The sequence below is a fragment of the Flavobacterium sp. HNIBRBA15423 genome (assembly GCF_052655965.1).
The window spans coordinates 2,915,788-2,935,830 of record NZ_CP199751.1 but is presented as its reverse complement, the minus strand read 5'-3'; the positions used below and the strand labels follow the sequence as shown (position 1 = coordinate 2,935,830).

General features: G+C 28.2%; 20 protein-coding genes. 7 read left to right on the top strand and 13 right to left on the bottom strand.

The features are described 5' to 3' along the window. Nucleotides 1–118: 118 nt before the first annotated feature. Both ACULEV_RS13235 and ACULEV_RS13230 read right to left on the bottom strand, forming a co-directional pair. Nucleotides 119–835: a LytR/AlgR family response regulator transcription factor gene (locus tag ACULEV_RS13235; protein ID WP_445455523.1), complete on the bottom strand. Its 717-nt coding sequence runs from the start codon at nt 833–835 to the stop codon at nt 119–121. Next, entirely contained in the window at nt 828–1,886 is a 1,059-nt protein-coding gene (locus ACULEV_RS13230) for a sensor histidine kinase (RefSeq protein ID WP_445455522.1), read from the bottom strand. The genes ACULEV_RS13235 and ACULEV_RS13230 overlap by 8 nt, the downstream gene beginning before the upstream one ends. A gap of 214 nt (nt 1,887–2,100) precedes the next feature. Between ACULEV_RS13230 and ACULEV_RS13225 the strand changes: the two genes are divergently transcribed. The 3 genes from ACULEV_RS13225 (at nt 2,101) to ACULEV_RS13215 (ending at nt 3,878) form a co-directional block, all read left to right on the top strand. Beyond that, nucleotides 2,101–2,451: a MotA/TolQ/ExbB proton channel family protein gene (locus tag ACULEV_RS13225; RefSeq protein WP_445455521.1), complete on the top strand. Its 351-nt coding sequence runs from the start codon at nt 2,101–2,103 to the stop codon at nt 2,449–2,451. A 121-nt stretch (nt 2,452–2,572) separates the two neighbouring features. Continuing rightward, nucleotides 2,573–3,373, top strand: coding sequence for a zinc-dependent peptidase (locus tag ACULEV_RS13220; RefSeq protein ID WP_445455520.1), 801 nt, complete (start codon nt 2,573–2,575; stop codon nt 3,371–3,373). Nucleotides 3,374–3,458: 85 nt separating this feature from the next. Continuing rightward, nucleotides 3,459–3,878, top strand: coding sequence for a CBS domain-containing protein (locus tag ACULEV_RS13215; protein WP_445455519.1), 420 nt, complete (start codon nt 3,459–3,461; stop codon nt 3,876–3,878). Nucleotides 3,879–3,917: 39 nt separating this feature from the next. On the opposite strand, the gene rpe is transcribed toward ACULEV_RS13215, so the two are convergent. The 4 genes from rpe to ACULEV_RS13195 all read right to left on the bottom strand — a co-directional run bounded on the left by rpe (nt 3,918) and on the right by ACULEV_RS13195 (nt 7,563). Then, nucleotides 3,918–4,577, bottom strand: coding sequence for a ribulose-phosphate 3-epimerase (rpe, locus tag ACULEV_RS13210; protein ID WP_445455518.1), 660 nt, complete (start codon nt 4,575–4,577; stop codon nt 3,918–3,920). A 176-nt stretch (nt 4,578–4,753) separates the two neighbouring features. Further along, nucleotides 4,754–5,365, bottom strand: coding sequence for a hypothetical protein (locus tag ACULEV_RS13205; protein ID WP_445455517.1), 612 nt, complete (start codon nt 5,363–5,365; stop codon nt 4,754–4,756). A gap of 305 nt (nt 5,366–5,670) precedes the next feature. Further along, entirely contained in the window at nt 5,671–6,534 is an 864-nt protein-coding gene (locus ACULEV_RS13200) for a sigma-70 family RNA polymerase sigma factor (protein WP_045967558.1), read from the bottom strand. Between the two features lie 81 nt (nt 6,535–6,615). Further along, nucleotides 6,616–7,563: a hypothetical protein gene (locus ACULEV_RS13195; RefSeq protein ID WP_445455516.1), complete on the bottom strand. Its 948-nt coding sequence runs from the start codon at nt 7,561–7,563 to the stop codon at nt 6,616–6,618. A gap of 104 nt (nt 7,564–7,667) precedes the next feature. Here ACULEV_RS13195 and ACULEV_RS13190 point away from each other — a divergent pair, with 104 nt between their 5' ends. Next, a complete protein-coding gene (locus ACULEV_RS13190; protein ID WP_445455515.1) occupies nt 7,668–8,555 on the top strand; it encodes an LA_2272 family surface repeat-containing protein in 888 nt (295 codons plus the stop codon). A gap of 4 nt (nt 8,556–8,559) precedes the next feature. Continuing rightward, a complete protein-coding gene (locus tag ACULEV_RS13185) occupies nt 8,560–9,213 on the top strand; it encodes a hypothetical protein (protein WP_445455514.1) in 654 nt (217 codons plus the stop codon). A 3-nt stretch (nt 9,214–9,216) separates the two neighbouring features. Here ACULEV_RS13185 and ACULEV_RS13180 read toward each other — a convergent pair whose 3' ends face one another. From ACULEV_RS13180 to ACULEV_RS13150, 7 genes are all read right to left on the bottom strand, one after another. Continuing rightward, complete coding sequence (locus ACULEV_RS13180; RefSeq protein ID WP_445455513.1) at nt 9,217–10,860, bottom strand: hypothetical protein; 1,644 nt, start codon at nt 10,858–10,860, stop codon at nt 9,217–9,219. After that, nucleotides 10,857–12,050 carry a DUF4249 domain-containing protein gene (locus ACULEV_RS13175; protein WP_445455512.1) on the bottom strand — a complete coding sequence of 398 codons (1,194 nt, stop codon included), beginning with the start codon at nt 12,048–12,050 and terminating at the stop codon, nt 10,857–10,859. Before ACULEV_RS13175 ends, ACULEV_RS13180 begins: the two co-directional genes overlap by 4 nt. A 4-nt stretch (nt 12,051–12,054) precedes the next feature. Then, complete coding sequence (locus tag ACULEV_RS13170) at nt 12,055–14,811, bottom strand: TonB-dependent receptor (RefSeq protein ID WP_445455511.1); 2,757 nt, start codon at nt 14,809–14,811, stop codon at nt 12,055–12,057. Continuing rightward, nucleotides 14,801–15,520: a hypothetical protein gene (locus ACULEV_RS13165; protein ID WP_445455510.1), complete on the bottom strand. Its 720-nt coding sequence runs from the start codon at nt 15,518–15,520 to the stop codon at nt 14,801–14,803. The genes ACULEV_RS13170 and ACULEV_RS13165 overlap by 11 nt, the downstream gene beginning before the upstream one ends. A gap of 270 nt (nt 15,521–15,790) precedes the next feature. Next, the gene (locus ACULEV_RS13160) at nt 15,791–17,959 is read right to left on the bottom strand and encodes a polyribonucleotide nucleotidyltransferase (protein ID WP_445455509.1); all 2,169 of its coding nucleotides are present in this window, start codon (nt 17,957–17,959) and stop codon (nt 15,791–15,793) included. Nucleotides 17,960–18,094: 135 nt separating this feature from the next. After that, complete coding sequence (rpsO, locus tag ACULEV_RS13155) at nt 18,095–18,364, bottom strand: 30S ribosomal protein S15 (RefSeq protein ID WP_445455508.1); 270 nt, start codon at nt 18,362–18,364, stop codon at nt 18,095–18,097. Between the two features lie 159 nt (nt 18,365–18,523). After that, entirely contained in the window at nt 18,524–18,979 is a 456-nt protein-coding gene (locus ACULEV_RS13150) for a GAF domain-containing protein (RefSeq protein WP_445455507.1), read from the bottom strand. A 15-nt stretch (nt 18,980–18,994) separates the two neighbouring features. Between ACULEV_RS13150 and xrtF the strand changes: the two genes are divergently transcribed. Continuing rightward, entirely contained in the window at nt 18,995–19,606 is a 612-nt protein-coding gene (gene xrtF / locus ACULEV_RS13145; RefSeq protein ID WP_445455506.1) for an exosortase family protein XrtF, read from the top strand. After that, on the top strand, nt 19,587–20,042 hold the full coding sequence (locus ACULEV_RS13140; RefSeq protein WP_445455505.1) for an exosortase F system-associated membrane protein: 456 nt from the start codon (nt 19,587–19,589) through the stop codon (nt 20,040–20,042). Before xrtF ends, ACULEV_RS13140 begins: the two co-directional genes overlap by 20 nt. The last annotated feature ends 1 nt before the right edge of the window (nt 20,043 follow it).

Sequence of the window (20,043 nt, the reverse complement as noted above, 5' to 3'; positions counted from 1 at the left end):
TGTGCTACTAATTTATAGAATTTAAAAAGAATAATTGTGATGGAATAAATCTTTTTTAGATAGCAACTTGAAAAAAAAATGATTAAGCTTTTAAATGAGATGTCTAATACACTTTTTTCTACAATCTTTCTAATTGTTCCAAAACACTTTTTTTATAACTTCTGCTAATAGGTAGTGATTTTTTATTGATTTCTATATATTCATTGGTAAACGATTCAATTTTAGCAATTGCGATTAAGAAGGAACGATGAATACGAATAAATTTTTTCTTGGGAAGTTTAGCTTCAATGTTAGAAATGGTTTCTCGTGTTACAATTGTTTTTTGTGTTGTTATAATTTTAATATAATCACTTAAACTTTCAATATGAAGGATTTCATCAAAATCAATTTTAACCATCTTACGATCTGATTTTACGAATATGAAATCACTTTCCTCAAGTATACTTTCAGATGGATGAGATATTTCAACAGGAATGTTTTCTCCAAGATATTTATTGACTGCTTGTAAAAAGCGTTCAAAAGAGATGGGTTTTAGAAGATAATCTACTGCTTGTAAATCAAATCCTTCTATAGCATATTCGCGATAAGCGGTTGTAAAAATCACTTTTATATTTTTATTAATTGATTTTACAAAAGACAAACCGTTAATTTCTGGCATGTTAATATCAAGAAAAATTAAATCAATCTTTTGATTGTTTATAATGCTAAAAGCTTCTAATGCATTTTTACAACTTCCTGAAAGTTGAATAGTAGCTATTTTTGCTACATGAGATTCTAAGATTTCTCTTGCAGTTATTTCATCATCAATAATTAAACAGTGGTGTTTTTCAGTCATCTTTTTTCAGTTTAATTTCTAATTCAATTTTAAATTGGTCTTTAACTGTTGTAATGCTAAAGCTATGCGTTTCCGGATACAATAACTCTAATCTTTTTTTAATGTTTTCTAATCCTATCCCAGTTGTAGTAGTCACATTTTTGTCAATAAAACTATTGCTACAATTAAATAGCAGCCTATCATTGGTAAATTGCAATTGGATGTTAATACTTAAATAATCATTAATAATGTTACCATGTTTAAAGGCATTTTCGATAAAAGGTAAAAAAAGCATAGGAGGAATTTGAAGGCTTTCATTTTCTATTTGAGAGTCAAAATTTACTTTAAGACGGTCTTGAAACCTTATTTTTTCTAAGTCAATATATTCGTTTATGTGAGCTACTTCTTCTGAAATGGCTACTTTTGGTTTTTGTACCTGATATAAAATATAATCGAGTAGATTAGAGAGTTTCAAGATAATTTCAGGAGTATATTCTGATTTTTTTAAAGAAAAGCCATAAATAGTATTTAAAGTGTTAAATAGAAAATGGGGATGAATTTGTTTTTTTAAATAATTGAGTTCTTGCTCTTTGATTTGCAAGTTGGTTTCTAAGATTTTGTTTTCCAATGCTTTAAATTGAGATTGCACATTGAAATTATGGTTTAACATTGTTAGAAAACTAATGAGACCTACAATTAAATACACTAAAATTAGAATGAAAATAAAATTTCTACCCATAGGAGGTACTTTACTTATATCTAAATTGGTAATAAAAATGAAACTTCCATATATAGCTAAAACAATTAGATAAATAGACATAGCTAATACATAAAAGCCATATAAAAGTAATTTTAAATACTTTTTGGTTAATAAATATCTAGGGATTAAAATATAGATGGTTAGATAAGTTGTTATCAGAGTAATGGGTAAAAGTAGACTGGAAAACCAAGTAATATAAACAGTGTCAGTAGAATTATAACTAAAAAAATAGACATAAAAAAACCAAACCCCTATCCAAAAGAGTAAGTGAAGTAAAAAAGATTTAGAAGTTTGAAGTATATTTGGAAACATACTGGCAAGATAAATAAATTATTAAATAGTAGTCTTTTTTAGCGGTGGATTACGTGTTTTTGTCTGAATTTGGTAAAAAAGAGATTAAAAGGAATCGATTTGATTTGTGATTGGGTTGAATAGGATGCTAAATGGTAGATTCATCGCAAATATAAAATAAGAAAGCTTTAGTGAAATACTTTTGGGGTATTACTAATCTTAAAAAATAAAAATTATGATTTTAGACAGAATTAACGAAGGAGGTCCTTTTTTCATGGTACCAATTGTCTTTTTATTAATAGTAGTATTGTTATTAACTATTTTTGGAATTATAAAAAAGGACAATAATAAGAAAATGATTAGCTTGATAAGTTCGCTAAGTCTTTTTGTTTTAGTTTGGGGATTTTTGGGTCAAGCCATTGGGTTAATAGGAGCATTTGATGCTATTCAATCTTTAGGAAGTATTTCTACTGAGATGCTTGCTGGAGGATTAAAAATAACATTTTTACCAGTTGTTTTTGGAATGTTTACTTTCTTAATAGGAAGAGTAGGAATAATTATACTTACCTTATTAGATAAGAAATAAAAAATATTTTTTAAAAGTAGCTTAAACATCCTATTCTATTTTGATAGGATGTGTTTTTATTTTTTAGAGTTATATTTAATTTAAATTCTCTATATTCGTTCTCCCTCAAATAATAAAAGAATTGCAATATATTTTACTTTTTCTAGGAATTATCTTTTTAGTTTTTTTTGCCTATAATGTTGCTATTGAACCTGCTTATGCTTTTTTCTTTAGAAAACCTATATATGTGCATTTTTACCTGTTTCCAAAGAGATTAAAATTTAATCAAGTGCAAATTTTGCACAATCAATTTGAATTTTATAAGAGATTGGCACCTGCTCAAAAAAACTATTTTGAACATAGAGTAGCTACTTTTATAAAAAAATATTCTTTTTTAGGAAAAGAAGGTCTAGTGATTACAGATGAAATGAAGGTTTTAATTGCTGCAACTGCTGTAATGCTTACTTTCGGAATGCGAAATTATTTGTTTACTGTAATTAACAAAGTAGTTGTTTATCCAGATGTTTATTATTCTAAAATAAATGATACTTATCATAAAGGAGAATTTAATCCTAGAATGAAAGCTATTGTGTTTTCTTGGAAACATTTTTTAGAAGGATATCAAATAAGTAATGATAACTTGAATTTGGGATTACATGAATTTGGTCATGTATTGCATTATCAAGGATTAAAAAATACAGATACATCAGCTACTATTTTTTCAGTTACTTATGAAGAGATAATGAAAGAAGTAAATCATCCTGCAAATTATTCAAGATTAATGCAATCTAATTACTTTAGAGTGTATGCTTATACAAATGAGTTTGAGTTTATTGCAGTAATACTGGAACATTTTTTTGAAACTCCAAGTCAATTTAGGGAGGAATTTCCCCATCTTTTTGAAAAAGTGAAAGTAATGATTAATTTTACGGATAATATCTAATAAAAAAATACTTAATAATCAATGATTTATGTGATGTTTTTTAGATTTTATATCACTAAATTTGTAATATATAAATACTTAAGTCATGAAACAGAAAGTTCCAATTTCAACTATTATGACAAAAGATGTTGTTAAGTTGAATCTCTCCGACAATCTTACAAAAGCAGAATCATTATTTAAAAAACATCATATCAGGCATATTCCTGTAGTGAATGGCAATAAGATTATTGGTATTTTGAGTTATACCGATTTATTGCGTATTTCTTTTGCAGATGCTGTGGATGATGATGAAGATGTAATTGATACAACGGTATATAATATGTTTACTGTTGAACAAGTTATGGCAAAAAACTTAGTTACGATTAATCCGGAAACCACTATTAAAGAAGCAGCAGAAATACTCGCTTCAAGAGAGTTTCATGCTTTGCCAGTTTGTAATGGAAATTTATTAGTAGGAATAGTTACCACTACCGACTTAATTAAATACCTTATAGATCAATATTAAAAACTGTCAAGTGTTTTGCCTGACAGTTTTTAAAAGGTTTTATTTTGTAATTGCTTTTAAGTCTGCAATAGTTGCAATAGGATTTTCTGCTCCAAATACATAACTTCCAGCTACTAAGACATCTGCACCAGCTTCGATAAGTTGTTTGGCATTTTTATTAGTTACACCACCATCTATTTCAATTAGAGTATTTAGTCCTTGCTCTGTAATCATCTTTTTCAGTTTTTTGACTTTCTGATAAGTGATTTCTTCAAATTTTTGACCTCCAAATCCAGGGTTTATAGACATAATTAATACCATATAACATTCTGGTAAAATATCTTCTAAAACTGAAACTGGTGTAGTTAAGTTAAGTACAACGCCCGCTTTGCAACCAGTTGCTTTTATTTGTCTCAATGTTCTGTGTAAATGTACTGTTGATTCATAATGTACGGTTATAATATCAGCTCCCACTTCTGCAAAAGTTTCAATATATCGTTCTGGTTTTTCAATCATTAAATGAACGTCTAATGGTTTTGTAGCATGTTTTTTTATTGCTTGAATTACAGGCATTCCATATGAAATATTTGGAACAAAATGACCATCCATTACATCAATATGAAACCAATCGGCTTCACTATTATTAATCATTTCGATGTCGCGTTGTAGATTAGCAAAATCTGCAGCTAAAACAGAGGGTGCAATAATTGTATTTTTCATTTTATCAAAAAGTGTTGTGTTGTTTGTGCAAAGATAGTTTTAAAAAATAGAAATTAAAATTCAAATTTGTGCGAATCGAGATTTGCAAAGAACTGTATGTTTTGTTATTTAATGGAAATATAAAGCTTTTTTACAATGGAGTAAAAAAGCTTTATATTTATTTAATGTATTAAAACTTAATCAAGTTTTGATAAATCAATTTTTTTTAAGTATGATTTTAATTCTTCTAAAGGGATTTTATTTCCTTCTATTCCTATTTGAAAACGGTCATTATGGAGAAAGGTAATAGAAGAATTTATATGCTCTGGGTTTGTGTCATCTTCAGTTAGACATCTGATGCCATTAATTACTTCTACTTTTTTTGTTTTTGTATCGTCTATAGATTCTCTATTCATTGATAAAGCCATTACTGTAAGAGCTAAAATGCTACTTCCTGTTTCACCAGCACCATCAAATAAACTTAATTTAATATTTTTCTCATAATCGTCACCATAGGTTGCTTCAGCAGAAATTAATCCCATCATAGAAGTGTCTCCTGCACTAAAATGGGTTCTTTTTAGATCACCTAAATTTTCTGTAAGTACATTTTTTAGAATTTCATTTGAAACAGGCTCCATTTTTTTAAGCTCCTCTTGTTTCTTTTCAAAGTCTTTTAACGCATCTCCAGCTTTACTAAGATTGTTAATGTTTTCTACAGCATCCATTAATCCTGGTTCTTCATTTTTTTCTTCATTTTTTTTACATGCTAAAACTGTTAACATGGTAAGTAGTACGATAGTTTTTTTCATTTTAATTTGTATAGATGTTTTTTGTAAAAATAGTATAAGAATTTAATTTCTCAATAAAAAAATGATAAGATGTCTTTTTTTTCGATTTCCAGCAAAATAGAATCGCAGACTTTTGCTAAAGCTGAGTGTTGTAAGTTAGATTAACTAATATTTGAAAAGTTTTGCTTGTACAAATCTGTTATAAAGGATAATTGAAAATGATTTTTCGGTTAGGGTTAAAAAAATAAAACCACGGTAATCAGCCGTGGTTTCAATCATCAATCAAAAAACGAACAGTTATTGAAACTGTTGTTATTGTTATTTAGTTATCCTAAATATGTTTTTAATATTTTACTTCTAGAAGTATGTTTTAATCTTCTAATTGCTTTTTCTTTAATTTGACGCACACGTTCACGAGTTAAATCGAAAGTTTCACCTATTTCTTCTAATGTCATAGGGTGTTGGTCACCTAAACCAAAATACAAACGAACTACATCAGCTTCTCTAGGAGTTAATGTTTCTAAAGCCCTTTCAATTTCAGTTTGTAACGATTCATGAATTAACTCTCTATCAGGATTTGGAGATTCACCAGAACGTAAAACGTCATATAGGTTAGAATCTTCACCTTCTACAAGAGGAGCATCCATTGATAAATGACGGCCAGAGTTTTTCATAGACTCTTTTACATCATTAACCGTCATGTCTAGTTCTTTTGCAATTTCTTCAGCAGATGGAGCACGCTCACTAGATTGCTCTAATAATGCATACATCTTGTTGATTTTATTGATAGAACCAATTTTATTTAATGGTAAACGTACGATACGAGATTGTTCTGCTAATGCTTGAAGAATAGATTGACGAATCCACCAAACTGCATACGAAATGAATTTGAAACCACGTGTTTCATCAAAACGTTGAGCCGCTTTAATTAAACCAAGATTTCCTTCGTTAATTAAATCGGGTAAGGTCAAACCTTGATTTTGATATTGTTTTGCAACCGATACCACGAAACGTAAGTTAGCTTTTGTTAATTTTTCAAGTGCACGTTGGTCACCTGCTTTAATACGTTGTGCTAATTCTACTTCTTCGTCAGCAGTAATAAGGTCAACTTTTCCAATTTCTTGTAGGTATTTGTCTAAGGAAGCAGTCTCACGATTGGTTACCTGCTTGGTGATTTTGAGTTGTCTCATTTATATAATTCCTCTTAATTTTAAGTGTTACAGTTGTTATACGTAAGAGGTTACCAAAAAGTTACAAAAAGTTTAAAAAAATTATTCAACAATGTAGTTTTCTACTTTGTTTTTGTAAAAATCAATCTTTTGATACATTCTATTAAAGAATATTTTTTGGTCTTTCCTACCTGCTTTTGAGATTGACATAGAATTTTTTAATTGGTTAATAATAAAATCTTTTTCTTCTTTGCAAATAGTTAAATCAGAGGTTACATAATAACTTAACATATTGTGAGGAATAAAAAAAGATGCATTTTTTTCATTGGTAAACAAAACAGTGTTATTTAAAACAAGTAACTCATTGTAAAATAATTCAAAAGAAGAATGATTACTGCGAACATCTTTTTCAATTTTTGAAATAATGTTTTTAATGTCTTCAATAATTAAAATAGCATTGGTATAATTTAATAAACCTGCTTCATAAAAATAGTACATTTGTTGTAGTGAACTATTAATTGTTGTATCATTCCAAATTTCTGTTCTATTTATATTTTCAAATATGGTTACTAAATTAGTTGATTCTTGTAACATAGATTCTTCAATAACAAAATTTTCAAAACTTAAATTTTGATCTGAAGTTAATATGTTTAACCAAACATATATTTTAAATTTAGAGAGTAAGCTACCTCCAATGGTGTAATGCAAAGGAATATCTTTTGCTGAATAATACACATTTGATGTTTTGTCTTTGTATTGACTTAGTAATAAAGCGGATTTTTCTAGATATAGTTTAAAGTCGTTTATAGATTTGATGGTTTTTGTTTTATCTAATACGTATTTATTTTCATTTCGAAATAAATTATCCATAGCAATATCAAAATGATTGCAAAGCAGTATGGTTTCATCTATAGAAAACTTACTTTTTAATGAAATTCTTCTGTGTGATGCATCATAACTTATACCTAAAACCTTGGCTATTTCATCTAATAAAGAAGTGTTCTTAACTTTCTTTTGTATGGTTTTTAAAAGTAATTCTTGGTTTTTCATTTTGTGATTTTCGCAAATACAAATATAATAAATATTATTTAACGCAATTTTTTTTGTGATTTATAAAATAGTTTTGAGCAGTGAAATACATTTAATTACTGCTTATGAAAAATTTAATTATAAGAATAAGAATAGGAAAGCATTGGTACGAAGATTTTGAGGATGTGAATGCTTTTGATTTGAAATGGTATGCATCCATAGTCAATGGTTTACAAACGAAAAGAATTTTAAATCCCGAAAACGCTCTATCAGTTTTGCATCATGGTTTTAGGAGTATTGGCTCTCCAAAAAACAATAGTATAAAAATAGTTGTTAGTTTTTTTTTATTAGTAACCACATTCAGCTTTTGTCAAAACGTTTATACAGGAAGCGACTTAAAAGCGACTTTTTTTTCATTAACACCTAGAAATCATAAGGTGGATAAAGTGAATGGAATGGCGCTTGGTGTAGGACTAGATGTTTTTGAAGCAGGTACTCTTAAAACAGTAAATGGACTTAATGTAGAGTTGAACCCTTTGGGAATACTATATTTTATGTTTGCCAACACTTCAGGATTTTCAGAAGAAGCTAATGCTACAATAAATGGCTTGCATATTAGTACTGGAAATATAAATAATACCCAAACTAATGGATTGGTAATTTCCTTTTTAAACATTGGACATGCTTCAAATGGTATTTCTTTGAATGGATTTTCTACGCATGTGACCCAATTAAATGGACTGCATATTTCAGGATTTTTCAATTCTTCAAAATTAGCTAAGGGATGCTTTATTTCTTTATTTAATGCGTCTGAATCTTGTAATGGTTTCCAATTGGGGTTGTTTAATCATTCTACAATTTTTAAAGGCATTCAAATTGGAGTTGTTAACGGAAGTGAAAACACTGTTGGTGTTCAAATTGGTTTATTCAATTTGTCAAAAAAGCATAAAGGGCTACAAATAGGTTTTTGGAACATAAATAACAAAAGGTCTATGCCTTTCATAAATTGGTAAACAAATGAAAAAAATAATTCACATTCTAATACTATTGTTTTGTTTGCCAATGGTAGCGCAACAATTTGAGATAGATAGCACAAAAATTGAAAGAATTAGAGTAGAAGGAGGTTTATTTGTGTCATTAGGAAATTTATGCAACAAGATGGGTGTTTCAAAAGAAATAGGTGTTTATTACAGATTGAAAATGCCACATAATGACATGGCTGATTTAGGTTTTAAATTTTATTTTCCAGAAAACAATCAAGATTTTACTTATTATGGAAGAGATTCTACTTATTTAACCCAATCCAAATCATTTGGAATAATGGCACTTATGAAAATCAATAAGGAATATTCTTTTCATGTTTTTACTAAAGAAGTTACTTTTGAATATACTTCTGGTTTTGGGATTAACTTTTTTTTATTTGATAATAAAGAAATGAAAAATACTGGAACGGAAACCTATACAGATGAAAATGGAAACTTAGTTTATAAAATAAACACCGATTTAAAAGCACTAATGTCACCATTAGTAAGTCAGGGATTTGGTTTTAGTAGAAAAAAAATAGGGCTACATTTTCAGTATAATTTTACACCGTATAATTGGTTTTCAAAACGGATTGAAAAGAGTTTTGGGAATAGTAGTTTTTCTCTAGGGATAAATTATAGGATATAATTTTTATTCAACATTAAAATAATCTTTTTCATTAATATATTTACCTTCATTTGAAAAGCCTTGAATACTTATTTCATAAGTACCTTCTATATCTGAAGTATAAAAAGGAATTGGTTCTTTTAAATTAGTTGTATTTTTCCACAAAAGTTGAACTCTATAATCTGGAATTTTGTTTAGACTTGAATTGTCTTCATATGATGGAAAATAGGGTATTTGTATAGAAAAAGGAATTGTATAATCTAGTTTTAATTTGTTTTTATTTGTGCTAACATCATCAAAATAAGAGTCTATTGTATTTACAATAAATAAGCCACTATATAATTTATTACCTAAATAGTAAGGTTGGTAATTCACTGAAATGGTTTTAATTTTTTTAAAATCTACTTTTAAAATATCATTAGGATTAAGAATTAGTGTTCCATCTACTATCGTTAAAGGATTTTCATCTAATTCTAAATTCACTCCTGTGTTTCTAAAATGAATTTTAAATTCATCATTTTTTTCGGTATAATAGACTTGATTTAATACTTCGGTTATAAATTCTTTTATGGAAGAGAAACGAGAATATTTATCAGTTGGAAAAATGTCAAGGTAATTTTTATTTATAGTGCTTATAAGTTTTGGGCTTAATGTACTGTCTTTTTTAATTTCGTAATAAGCATTTTCAATTTGAGCAGCTATAGCTCTATTTTCAATCTCTTTAGAATAACCTTCTTTTAGCTTTATTTTTTGTTGTAAACTATCAACAAAATATTTTGGTTCTATTTTAGAGTCTAGAAGAATAGAATATTTGTTACTATTGTTTATAGGTTCTATAAAAACATTTTCACTACTTAAAGGATGAGACAGTATAAAATAGAAAACTCCCTTTTCGTTTGTAGAGGTAATATTTAAATAATCAGTATTTCCTTTGTCGGTTAGTGCAATACCAATTTTTTCTAATGGCAGATTATTATTTGAACTTATTAGTCTTCCTGAGATTAATTCACCTTTTGTTTCTGGAAGTATAAATTTTTGTTCGTTTCCAGAAGTTGTGTTATTTGATTTTTTATGTTCTTGATTTGTGTCAAGGTTTATCTCATTTGTTTTTCTTACTGAAATTGTAAAATTACCTTCTAGTTCTGAATCAAAACTTTTAGTAGCTCCTAATTGTCTTTTTTTATATGTTTTTTTAATTAAAGGAATATCTAATATTGAATCTTGATTGATAAGTTGATTGTTAAATATGTTATTTTGAAAATTGTTTTTAGAATAGGGATTAATAATGAGTAAATCTTTTTCGGAATAATTAAATTGTGATGTATTTAACATCCATTTAGTATAACTGATGATTTTGTAATTACCTGTTTTTAATTCTGTTGGAATAAAATAGTAGCCAGAACTAGTTCCTTTATTTAAATAGTGTTTATTAAAAAAAACCTCTTTGCCTGAGCTATCAATGCATTTTACATAAGCTACTTTGCTTAGTTGACTAGGCTTGTTATCTTTATCTAAACAATATAAACTATATAGTAATTTTTCACCAGTAATAAGTGTTTTTGTATTTGTTTGTAATTCTATTTTTTCTTTGTAGTTATACCATTCATTTTTTTGACAAAAAACGAAATTTTGTATAAGTGCTATTAGTATTATAAGTTGTTTTTTCATTGCCAAAAATCTGGTGCTATGTTAGATGAAAATGAGCTACAATCACCACAATAAGGATATACCAATTCAATATTTTCCCCAATTGTAGGATCACCCGAATAGTAGATTGAAATATTATTAGTTATAGCATATATAATATCATTTTTTGCTCCTACCTCAGGTCCCATATAGCCAGGAGGCAACTCATCAATGTCACTCCTATATAGAAATGTATCACAATTAAAATAGTGACTTGAAGAGGTTTCTGATGGAAAAATATCTTCAAAATTGAAGAAAATTCTTTTTTCTGAGACTGTAGTAACATCAAAATAACCCACAATCTTTTCTTCAGGGTTATTAACATTTTTAATGTTCCCAACAATAAAACCAGGTTGTACTTGAGATAATAAACTGCCTGTAGAAGATAAACTCTTTAAAGTTTTATAAAAATTAAATGCTCCTGAATTTTGAATATATTGTCTTACCAAGATACTATATCTGTTTGCTATTTTAGGGTCTTCTTTTGCTAAAAAATGAATATTGAAGTTATTTACAACATCTTCAGTTTGATTTTCAGTGGAGATTACGTTAATTGTATTTGAAAAACTTGAACTATAACAAATTCTAGTTTCTGTTGTGCGAGGTTCAACTTGTAAGTCATTGTTAGTATCTACTACAATATCATTTGGACTCCAAAAAGGAGGAATAACTATATATGTTTCTATGAATTCGTATCGGTAAAATTTAGAGCTATTAGTTGGATCAGATGCGTTTACATTTATAGCAACTCCTTCTATGTTATTTTTAATCTCTTGTTCAGCTGTTACTTCATCAATGTCATTAATTGCAGGCATTTTTTCACTTGTGGAAATATAGGTTTCACCTTTGGTGGTTTGTATATTTAAGGTGTATAATAAAGAGGGTTCAATTTGAAATTCTTGGTCGGAAATATAGCTATCGTTTTGTTGGGTAAAATTATATTCTATTCCTGTGTTTGTTGTTATTTTTACAGTAGCTCCAGATTCAATATTTGCCGTTTCTTCTTCTAGAGGAATTGTTCTAAATAGTTTTATGACATGTTTTTTATATTCATTTGTAATTGTAGCCTCTACAACTAATAAATCTTCAAAATTTTCTGTTTCAAGAACATAAGGCTCTGTACAGCTTAAAATTGTAATGAAAATTAATACGATACTATGTTTTAATTTCATGATTTTAAAATTTAAAGTTATAAGTTATTGTAGGAATTGGATATGCAAAAATACTCGATTTGTACGCTTTGATTTTACCACTATCGGTTACAAAAAATATAGATTGAGGATTATTTCTGCCTAAGAGATTATATATAGAAATATTCCAAAAACTGTGGAATGGTTTCTTTACTTTATGATTACCTTCAATATTAAACCCAACATCTACACGATAATAATCGGGTATTCTAAATTTATTTCTATCACTATATAAAGTGTATTGAGCATTTCCATAAGTGTATGATCCAATTGGATATGTTACAGGTCTTCCAGTTTGATAGGTGAAGTTAAAAGACGCACTATATCTTTTTGTGAATTTATAATTTAGTATGGCATTAAAATCATGTGGTTTATCGAAATTAGACGAAAAATAATTACCATTATTAACTATTTTACTGGCTGTATCACCATTTAATTGAATAAGCGATCTAGAATAAGTATATCCAACCCAACCATTAAGTTTTCCTTCTGATTTTTTTATTAAAAATTCAACACCATAAGCTTTGCCATTACCTTGTATTGCATCAGTTTCGATAGATTCGCTTAAAATTAAATCTGAACCAACTCTAAAATCTAAGAAGTTTTTAGTCTTTTTATAATAACCTTCTAAACTTAATTGGTATAAATCATCCTTTAAACTTTTAAAAAAACCTAAAGAAATTTGTTGACCATAAGCAGGTTTAATGTTTAAATCAGCTAATTTCCATGTGTCTGTAGGAGATTGCGTTGTGTTAGAGGATAGCTTGTGTAAATATTGATAGTTAGTCGTATAAGCTAATTTGATTGAAGAAGTTTCGTTAAGCATATAGCGTGTTCCAAAACGGTATTCAAAACCATTGTAGTTCTTTATAACTTCATTATTGTCATACGACCTTATTTCTTGAACATAGCCAGGAGATATAGGCGCACCATCTTCATATACTGTTTGTGTAGCTGGACCTAATGCTAAAAAGCTAGAATAGCGTAATCCTAAATTAAATGAAATTTTCTTACTTAAAGTATATTCATCATTTATAAAAATAGAATTTTCTAGTCCTTTTTCTTTATTAATCTTTCTGTAAGTCAATAGAGAATTTTCATCAGTAGGGATTAATTCTCCAGGATTTAAAAGGTATAAAACTGAATTTAATCCGTAACTAAATTTATGTTTTTCATTATAGAAATAAACATTCTTAAAAATAAATTTAGATTCATTAATATTGAAATTATAATTAAATGATTTTAAATTATCGGAAGAATAATCAATGTCAAAGGCATAATTACTATTTATTAATTGAAAATTAGCTATGTTTTTTTCATTGAAATTGTGTTTCCAACTTAAAGATAAAGCACTATTGGAATAACTGTATAAAGAATCTGATGAAATTTTGAATTTATCTTTACTATAATAAACACTTGTTTCTATAGTGTTGTTTTCATTAATTTTATGTTTGTATTTTAAAAAAGCATCATAAAAACTAGCATCACTTTTATTTAATTCTTCATTGTCAATTTGTTTTAAAATCCATTTTGAATAAGTGGCTCTTGCACCACCTATAATAGTCGACTTTTCTTTTATAATAGGAGTAGTAAATGTTAGATTAGAAGTTACCGGACCTATTCCTCCTTCGCCTTTAAATTTTTCATAATTTCCTTCTTTAGAATTTATTTCAAAAACAGAAGCTATTCTTCCTCCAAATTCTGCAGGAATATGACCTTTATATATGTTAACATCATTAACCAAATAAGGATTTATTGAACTAAAGAAACCGAAAAAGTGTGAAGGATTATAAATAGTAGCATTATCTAATAAGAATAGATTTTGATCCTCTTTTCCACCTCTAACATTAATACCAGAACTTCCTTCGCTTGCTGTTTTTATTCCTGGTAATGCGAGAGCTAGCTTTATGATATCTCTTTCACCAAGAACAAGAGGAACACTTTTTGCCTTTTCAACATTAAAAGTAGTAACACCACTAGCTATAGCTTTTACTTCTTTATTTCTTTCTCTTTCTACTATAACCTCATTCAATAAAGTAATATTTTCAGACAATTGAAAATTTAAAACTGCATCTTTTTTTAAAATGATTTTTCGGGTTATTTTTTTATAAGACATAGCATAAATTTCAAGATGGTTTAGCCCGTCAGGAAGTTCTAGTATGAAATATCCATCTATATTTGTTTCTACCTTCTTATTTCTATTGGTTACATTAATTAATACACCAGACAAAGGGCTTTTTGTTTTTATATCTGTAATAATTCCTTCTATGATATAATTTTTCTTTGTGTCAATTTCATCTTGTTTTCCAATAATTGTGATTTTTTCAGACTCATCAGAATTATTACCAATTAATTTTTCAAAGAAAAGAGGATTGATTTTATTCTCAATTAGAATGCTATCTTGTTTGATTAAACTGGTATTTAGATTGTTATATATAAAATTGTTTTGAGTAATGATATAACTATTATTGTTATAAAAGAAATTCAAATTGGTTTCTTTAAGTATGGTATTTAGAATTAAATCAATTGATTCATTTGTAAATGAAGTAGTAATTATATTATTTAAATTTTCCCATTGCTCTAGGTAATAAAACTTTTTCCCGCTTTTAATTTCAATTTCATCAAAACAGTCTTTTATTGTTTTTTCATTAAAAGTGAATGAAAATTTTTTTTCATTAGTTTGTGCTTTTAAAACATTAAATGATAATAATAAAAATAAGCAAATTAAAATTTTATTTTTCATTATCTGAATCATTTAAAATGTTTAAATAAAGCACGATTTTTTTCATAAACTCTTTTTTGTCGTTTTTCTCTAAAAGATGATTTTTAGCATAAAACTCCTTTATTCCTTTCTTAAAAATTGGAAATATTTTAAGGAAATCTTTTTTTGAATTTGCTTCCACATACTTATTTTTATGAAATAAGACAAAATCATAGTTGCTTTCAAATTCAAAATGAATGGAATTTCTATCTAATAATTTTTGTCTTTTTTTGTTGTGTTTTATAAGTAGTTTTAAAAAGGGTTTGTCAATACCTAATTCAAAGAAGCCACTAATTTCGCCTTGTTTTTTAATATTTATGAATGTTTTATCATACATTTTAAAACCATCTAATTTTGATGTATCTATAACAATACCAAATAAGGACGTTTTTGAATCGGGTTTTATGATGAGTTCTTGTGAAAAAACATCATAGAGTAATTCAACACTATTAAAACTTATTTGTTGACATGTAATACTTCCTATAGTATAACTTGTGCTTTCATTTAAAAATTGATTTTTTTTGGAAAGAACCCTATAATTGTTTGAGTATGTTTTTCCATTAAAAAGATAAGAGTTTTGAATGCCAATTTGAGAATCAACATAGTCACTTATTTCGCTGACTAATTGACTATGAGATTGAATTGAAATAAAAAGGAATAGGAAAAGATTAAATCTTTTTATATTTTTCATTTTTATGTTTTGTCTTTGATTTAAAAGCTAAATATAATTTATTTTTTTTACTTTATTTTTCTAGATCCAAATTATCTTTTAAAAAAAGACTTCCCATTTAATAATGGGAAGATAAATTTAATAAATTTTATAAGTGATGCCTGATTGAATGTTTTAAAATTAAACTAAAAATAATTTACTAATTAAAAGGCTGGATGAAAAAGCATCATAAAAACAAAAATCCCGTTTCACTTGTTTGAAACGGGATTCTTTATGAACTAAATAATTGAATTAACCTTGCGGGGTATCTTTTCTTTCGATTTTTTTCTCTTCTCTAGGCGGTCTAGGAACTAGTGCTTTTTTAGACACCTTTTCTTTACGTGTTTTTGGGTCAATACCTAAATATTTTACCATAAACACATCACCCATTTTAACTACGTCAGCAACATTTTCAGTTCTTTCCCAAGCTAATTCAGATACGTGTAATAAAACTTCGTTTCCTGGTGCAGCAGTATATTCTACTACAGCTCCAAAATCTAACATTTTAACTACTTTTACTTCATATGCTTCACCCATTTCTGGTTTGAAAATAATTGAATCTATTTTTGCTAATACGGCTGCAATTCCAGCAGGATCAGTTCCAAGTATTTCAACAACTCCTTGTTCATCTACTTCATTAATAACGATAGTAGTTCCAGTAGCTTTTTGTAATTCTTGAATTACTTTTCCACCGGGACCTATTAATGCTCCAATAAACGCTCCAGGAATTGTTCTTGTAATTATTTTTGGTGCTTTTGGTTTTACATCAGCTCTTGGTTGTGCAATAGTTTCAGTTAATTTACCTAAAATATGTAAACGACCATCTCTTGCTTGTGCTAATGCTTGTTCCATAATATCATAACGTAAACCGTCAATTTTGATATCCATTTGACAAGCTGTAATTCCATCAGCTGTACCAGTTACTTTAAAATCCATATCACCTAAGTGATCTTCATCTCCTAAAATATCAGAAAGTACTGCAAATTTCTCACCGTCAGTGATTAGTCCCATTGCAATTCCAGAAACTGGTTTTATCATTTGAACTCCAGCATCCATTAATGCCATAGTTCCAGCACAAACTGTTGCCATTGAAGAAGAACCGTTAGATTCTAATACTTCAGAGACAATACGAATTGTGTAAGGACAATCGGCAGGAATCATATTTTTTAAGGCACGTTGTGCTAAATTACCATGACCAACTTCTCTACGTGATGTTCCTCTTAAAGGTCTTGCTTCTCCAGTTGAGAAAGGAGGGAAGTTATAATGTAAATAGAATTTTTCTTCTCCTTGTTCAGATGGTGAATCGATAACATTTGCTTCTCTAGAAGTTCCTAAAGTTACAGTTGCTAATGCTTGTGTTTCTCCACGTGTAAACAAAGATGATCCGTGAACAGAAGGTAAATAATCAGTTTCACACCAAATAGGTCTAATCTCTGTTGTTTTTCTTCCGTCTAAACGAGTCCCTTTTTCAAGGATTACATTACGGACAGCTTCTTTTTGAGTTTTGTAAATATATTTACCAATTAATTCTGATAAATCAGCATTTTCTGCATATTCTTCTTCAGTAAATAAGGATTTAATTTCTTCTTTAATTTCTGCAAATTTTTCTCCTCTTTCACTTTTCGCAGAAGCTTCTTGAGCTATAGCATAATATTTGTCATAAGAGGCAGCTTTAATTTTTGCATAGATAGCTTCATCTTCTGGCTCTCCTTCATATTCTCTATAAGCGGGTGAACCTACAGCATCTCTTAAGCGTTGTTGTGCTTGAACTTGCACTTTGATAGCTTCATGTGCAAATTTGATAGCCTCTACCATTTCAGCTTCAGAAATCTCATGCATTTCTCCTTCAACCATAGCTACAGAGTCCATAGAAGCACCTATCATCATATCTAAATCAGATTGTGCTAATTGTTCTCTACTAGGATTGATTACAAATTTCCCATCAATGCGTGCTACACGTACTTCAGATATTAAGTTGTAAAAAGGAATATCAGACACAGCTAAAGCAGCAGATGCAGCTAATCCTGCTAATGCATCAGGCATAATATTGTCGTCATGACTCATTAATTGAATCATAACTTGAGTTTCTGCATGATAATCGTCTGGGAAAAGTGGACGTAAAACACGATCTACTAATCTCATGGTTAATACTTCACTGTCGCTTGGACGTGCTTCTCTTTTGAAAAATCCTCCAGGGAATCGTCCAGCTGCAGCAAATTTTTCGCGATAATCTACCGTTAAAGGTAAAAAATCAACCCCTGGATTAGCAGTTCTAGCAGAAACAGCAGTTGCTAATAACATAGCATCTCCCATTCTTACTACGACTGATCCGTCGGCTTGTTTGGCTAATTTTCCAGTTTCGATAGAAATGGTTCTTCCATCTCCTAAATCGATAATTTCTTGGAATACTTTTGGAATCATAAAATGTAATTCTTAATTAAACAAAGGGTTTAGTTGTGTTGTTGTTGTGTGTAGTTGTTTGAAACCCAATGAAAAACCAAACTTTTTCTTTAAAATATATAAAACAAAAAGGGGCGCAAAGCCCCTTTAAGTTGATTATTTTCTAATATTTAATTCCTTGATAATCTCACGATATCTATTGATATCTTTCTTTTTTAAGTAGTCAAGAAGACTTCTTCTTTTACCTACTAACTTTACTAACGAACGCTCGGTATTGTAATCGTGACGATTTTGTTTTAAGTGTCCAGTTAAGTGATTAATTCTAAATGTAAACAAAGCGATTTGCCCTTCTGCAGATCCTGTGTTTTCTACTTTTCCTCCGTGTTTAGCGAAGATGTCTGCTTTAACTTCTTTAGTTAAGTACATGCTAATATTATTTTAAATGATTATTATGTATGAAATGGTGGTATTCCAATTCGGGTGCAAATATAGAAATAATAATATATTAATTACTATGTTTTTATATTTATTTTAAATCAATTAGCTCAATCTTAAGAGTGTATAATTTGATAAAGTTCTACAAAACTAATACAAAGTAGCAACTTGCTCATTTACAAACTCTAAAAAGCGTTCGTCAGCTGCTGTAAAAGGATCAATTACATGTGAATCAATATCTATCTGACCTATGTTTTTTCCATTTACAAATAAAGGAACTACAATTTCAGATTTTACTGTGAAACTACAAGCAATATAGTTATCTTGAGCTGCAACATCTGGAACCACAAAATTAGCATTTGATTCTGCAACTTGTCCGCAAATTCCTTTTCCAAAAGGGATAACAGTATGATCAGTCTCAGCTCCAACATAAGGACCTAAATGTAATGTTTTTGTTTCATGATTAGCAAAATAAAATCCTACCCAATTATAATATGATACATGATCTTGTAATAATTGACAAATGTGTTGTAACTTTTCCTCGCGAGTTAAATTTATGTCAGCGATTATTTTTGTTACCTCTGGTTTTAAAGTTTCAAAAGGCATTTTTAAAAATTGTTTTTGCAAAAGTATTTATTCTTTCCTATCAAAAATTATATATTTTTGTTAAAAATTGCTAATTTGAAATCTCTATTTGTCGAATATAAACCCTTTTTGACCTTTTTAATTAAGTTTCTGCTTTTTTATGTAGTTTTTGCGTTTATATACAAAAGCTATTTGAGCCAATTTGACATTAGTAGAAATGAAATAGATGGCATTTCCATTAATGTTGCTGAGCAAAGTAAATTTCTTTTAAATTCTTTAGGGCATGATGTTGAGATTATAAAAAACGATACTGATTCGTCTTTGAAGATTTTATACGAAGGGAAATATGTTTCGAGAATGATTGAAGGTTGTAATGCAATTAGTGTTATTATTTTATTTGCCGCTTTTATATTTGCTTTTTCGGTAAAAATAAAAAGAACTATAGTTTACATTTTTATTGGAGCAATTATAATTCATGTCTTAAATGTGATTCGAATTGCATTACTAACATATGCTTTGTATTTTTATCCAAAATACGAAGAGATCTTACATGGTACAGTTTTTCCGCTTTTTATTTATGGAGTCGTTTTTTTATTGTGGATTTTATGGGTAACAAAATTTTCTGGTTATGGTAAAAAAACGGTTTAAAAATAGAGGAAGGTTTTTTTTAATCATTCTTTTTGTAATTTTAATTATTCTTATTCGAACTTTAGAAAACCACCTTTTTTATGATCCTTTTTTAGTTTTTTTTAAATCGGATTATCAAAATAGGGTTCTTCCAAATTATAATGGTATACAACTGTTTTTTGGCCTTTTATTACGTTATGGATTAAATACTATTTTTTCCTTGGTATTAATTTTTTTACTTTTTAAAGAAAGAAAAATAGTCGTTTTTTTAGCTTGGTTATATTTTATTTTTTTTATTATTCTAATTAGTATTTTTTTTGGTGTTCTTGCATTAGATGACAATCCTAATTATCTAGTTCTTTTTTATATAAGACGATTTTTAATTCAACCGCTATTTTTAATACTATTTGTTCCTGCTTTTTATTATCAAAAAATGAAAAATAATTCATTATCTTAGT

Coding starts and splice junctions, on each gene's coding strand:
- ACULEV_RS13235 (WP_445455523.1), bottom strand. CDS start 835: ATGACTGAAAAACACCACTGTTTAATTATTGATGATGAAATAACTGCA.
- ACULEV_RS13230 (WP_445455522.1), bottom strand. CDS start 1,886: ATGTTTCCAAATATACTTCAAACTTCTAAATCTTTTTTACTTCACTTA.
- ACULEV_RS13225 (WP_445455521.1), top strand. CDS start 2,101: ATGATTTTAGACAGAATTAACGAAGGAGGTCCTTTTTTCATGGTACCA.
- ACULEV_RS13215 (WP_445455519.1), top strand. CDS start 3,459: ATGAAACAGAAAGTTCCAATTTCAACTATTATGACAAAAGATGTTGTT.
- rpe (WP_445455518.1), bottom strand. CDS start 4,577: ATGAAAAATACAATTATTGCACCCTCTGTTTTAGCTGCAGATTTTGCT.
- ACULEV_RS13205 (WP_445455517.1), bottom strand. CDS start 5,365: ATGAAAAAAACTATCGTACTACTTACCATGTTAACAGTTTTAGCATGT.
- ACULEV_RS13200 (WP_045967558.1), bottom strand. CDS start 6,534: ATGAGACAACTCAAAATCACCAAGCAGGTAACCAATCGTGAGACTGCT.
- ACULEV_RS13195 (WP_445455516.1), bottom strand. CDS start 7,563: ATGAAAAACCAAGAATTACTTTTAAAAACCATACAAAAGAAAGTTAAG.
- ACULEV_RS13190 (WP_445455515.1), top strand. CDS start 7,668: ATGAAAAATTTAATTATAAGAATAAGAATAGGAAAGCATTGGTACGAA.
- ACULEV_RS13185 (WP_445455514.1), top strand. CDS start 8,560: ATGAAAAAAATAATTCACATTCTAATACTATTGTTTTGTTTGCCAATG.
- ACULEV_RS13180 (WP_445455513.1), bottom strand. CDS start 10,860: ATGAAAAAACAACTTATAATACTAATAGCACTTATACAAAATTTCGTT.
- ACULEV_RS13175 (WP_445455512.1), bottom strand. CDS start 12,050: ATGAAATTAAAACATAGTATCGTATTAATTTTCATTACAATTTTAAGC.
- ACULEV_RS13170 (WP_445455511.1), bottom strand. CDS start 14,811: ATGAAAAATAAAATTTTAATTTGCTTATTTTTATTATTATCATTTAAT.
- ACULEV_RS13165 (WP_445455510.1), bottom strand. CDS start 15,520: ATGAAAAATATAAAAAGATTTAATCTTTTCCTATTCCTTTTTATTTCA.
- ACULEV_RS13160 (WP_445455509.1), bottom strand. CDS start 17,959: ATGATTCCAAAAGTATTCCAAGAAATTATCGATTTAGGAGATGGAAGA.
- rpsO (WP_445455508.1), bottom strand. CDS start 18,364: ATGTACTTAACTAAAGAAGTTAAAGCAGACATCTTCGCTAAACACGGA.
- ACULEV_RS13150 (WP_445455507.1), bottom strand. CDS start 18,979: ATGCCTTTTGAAACTTTAAAACCAGAGGTAACAAAAATAATCGCTGAC.
- ACULEV_RS13140 (WP_445455505.1), top strand. CDS start 19,587: ATGGTAAAAAAACGGTTTAAAAATAGAGGAAGGTTTTTTTTAATCATT.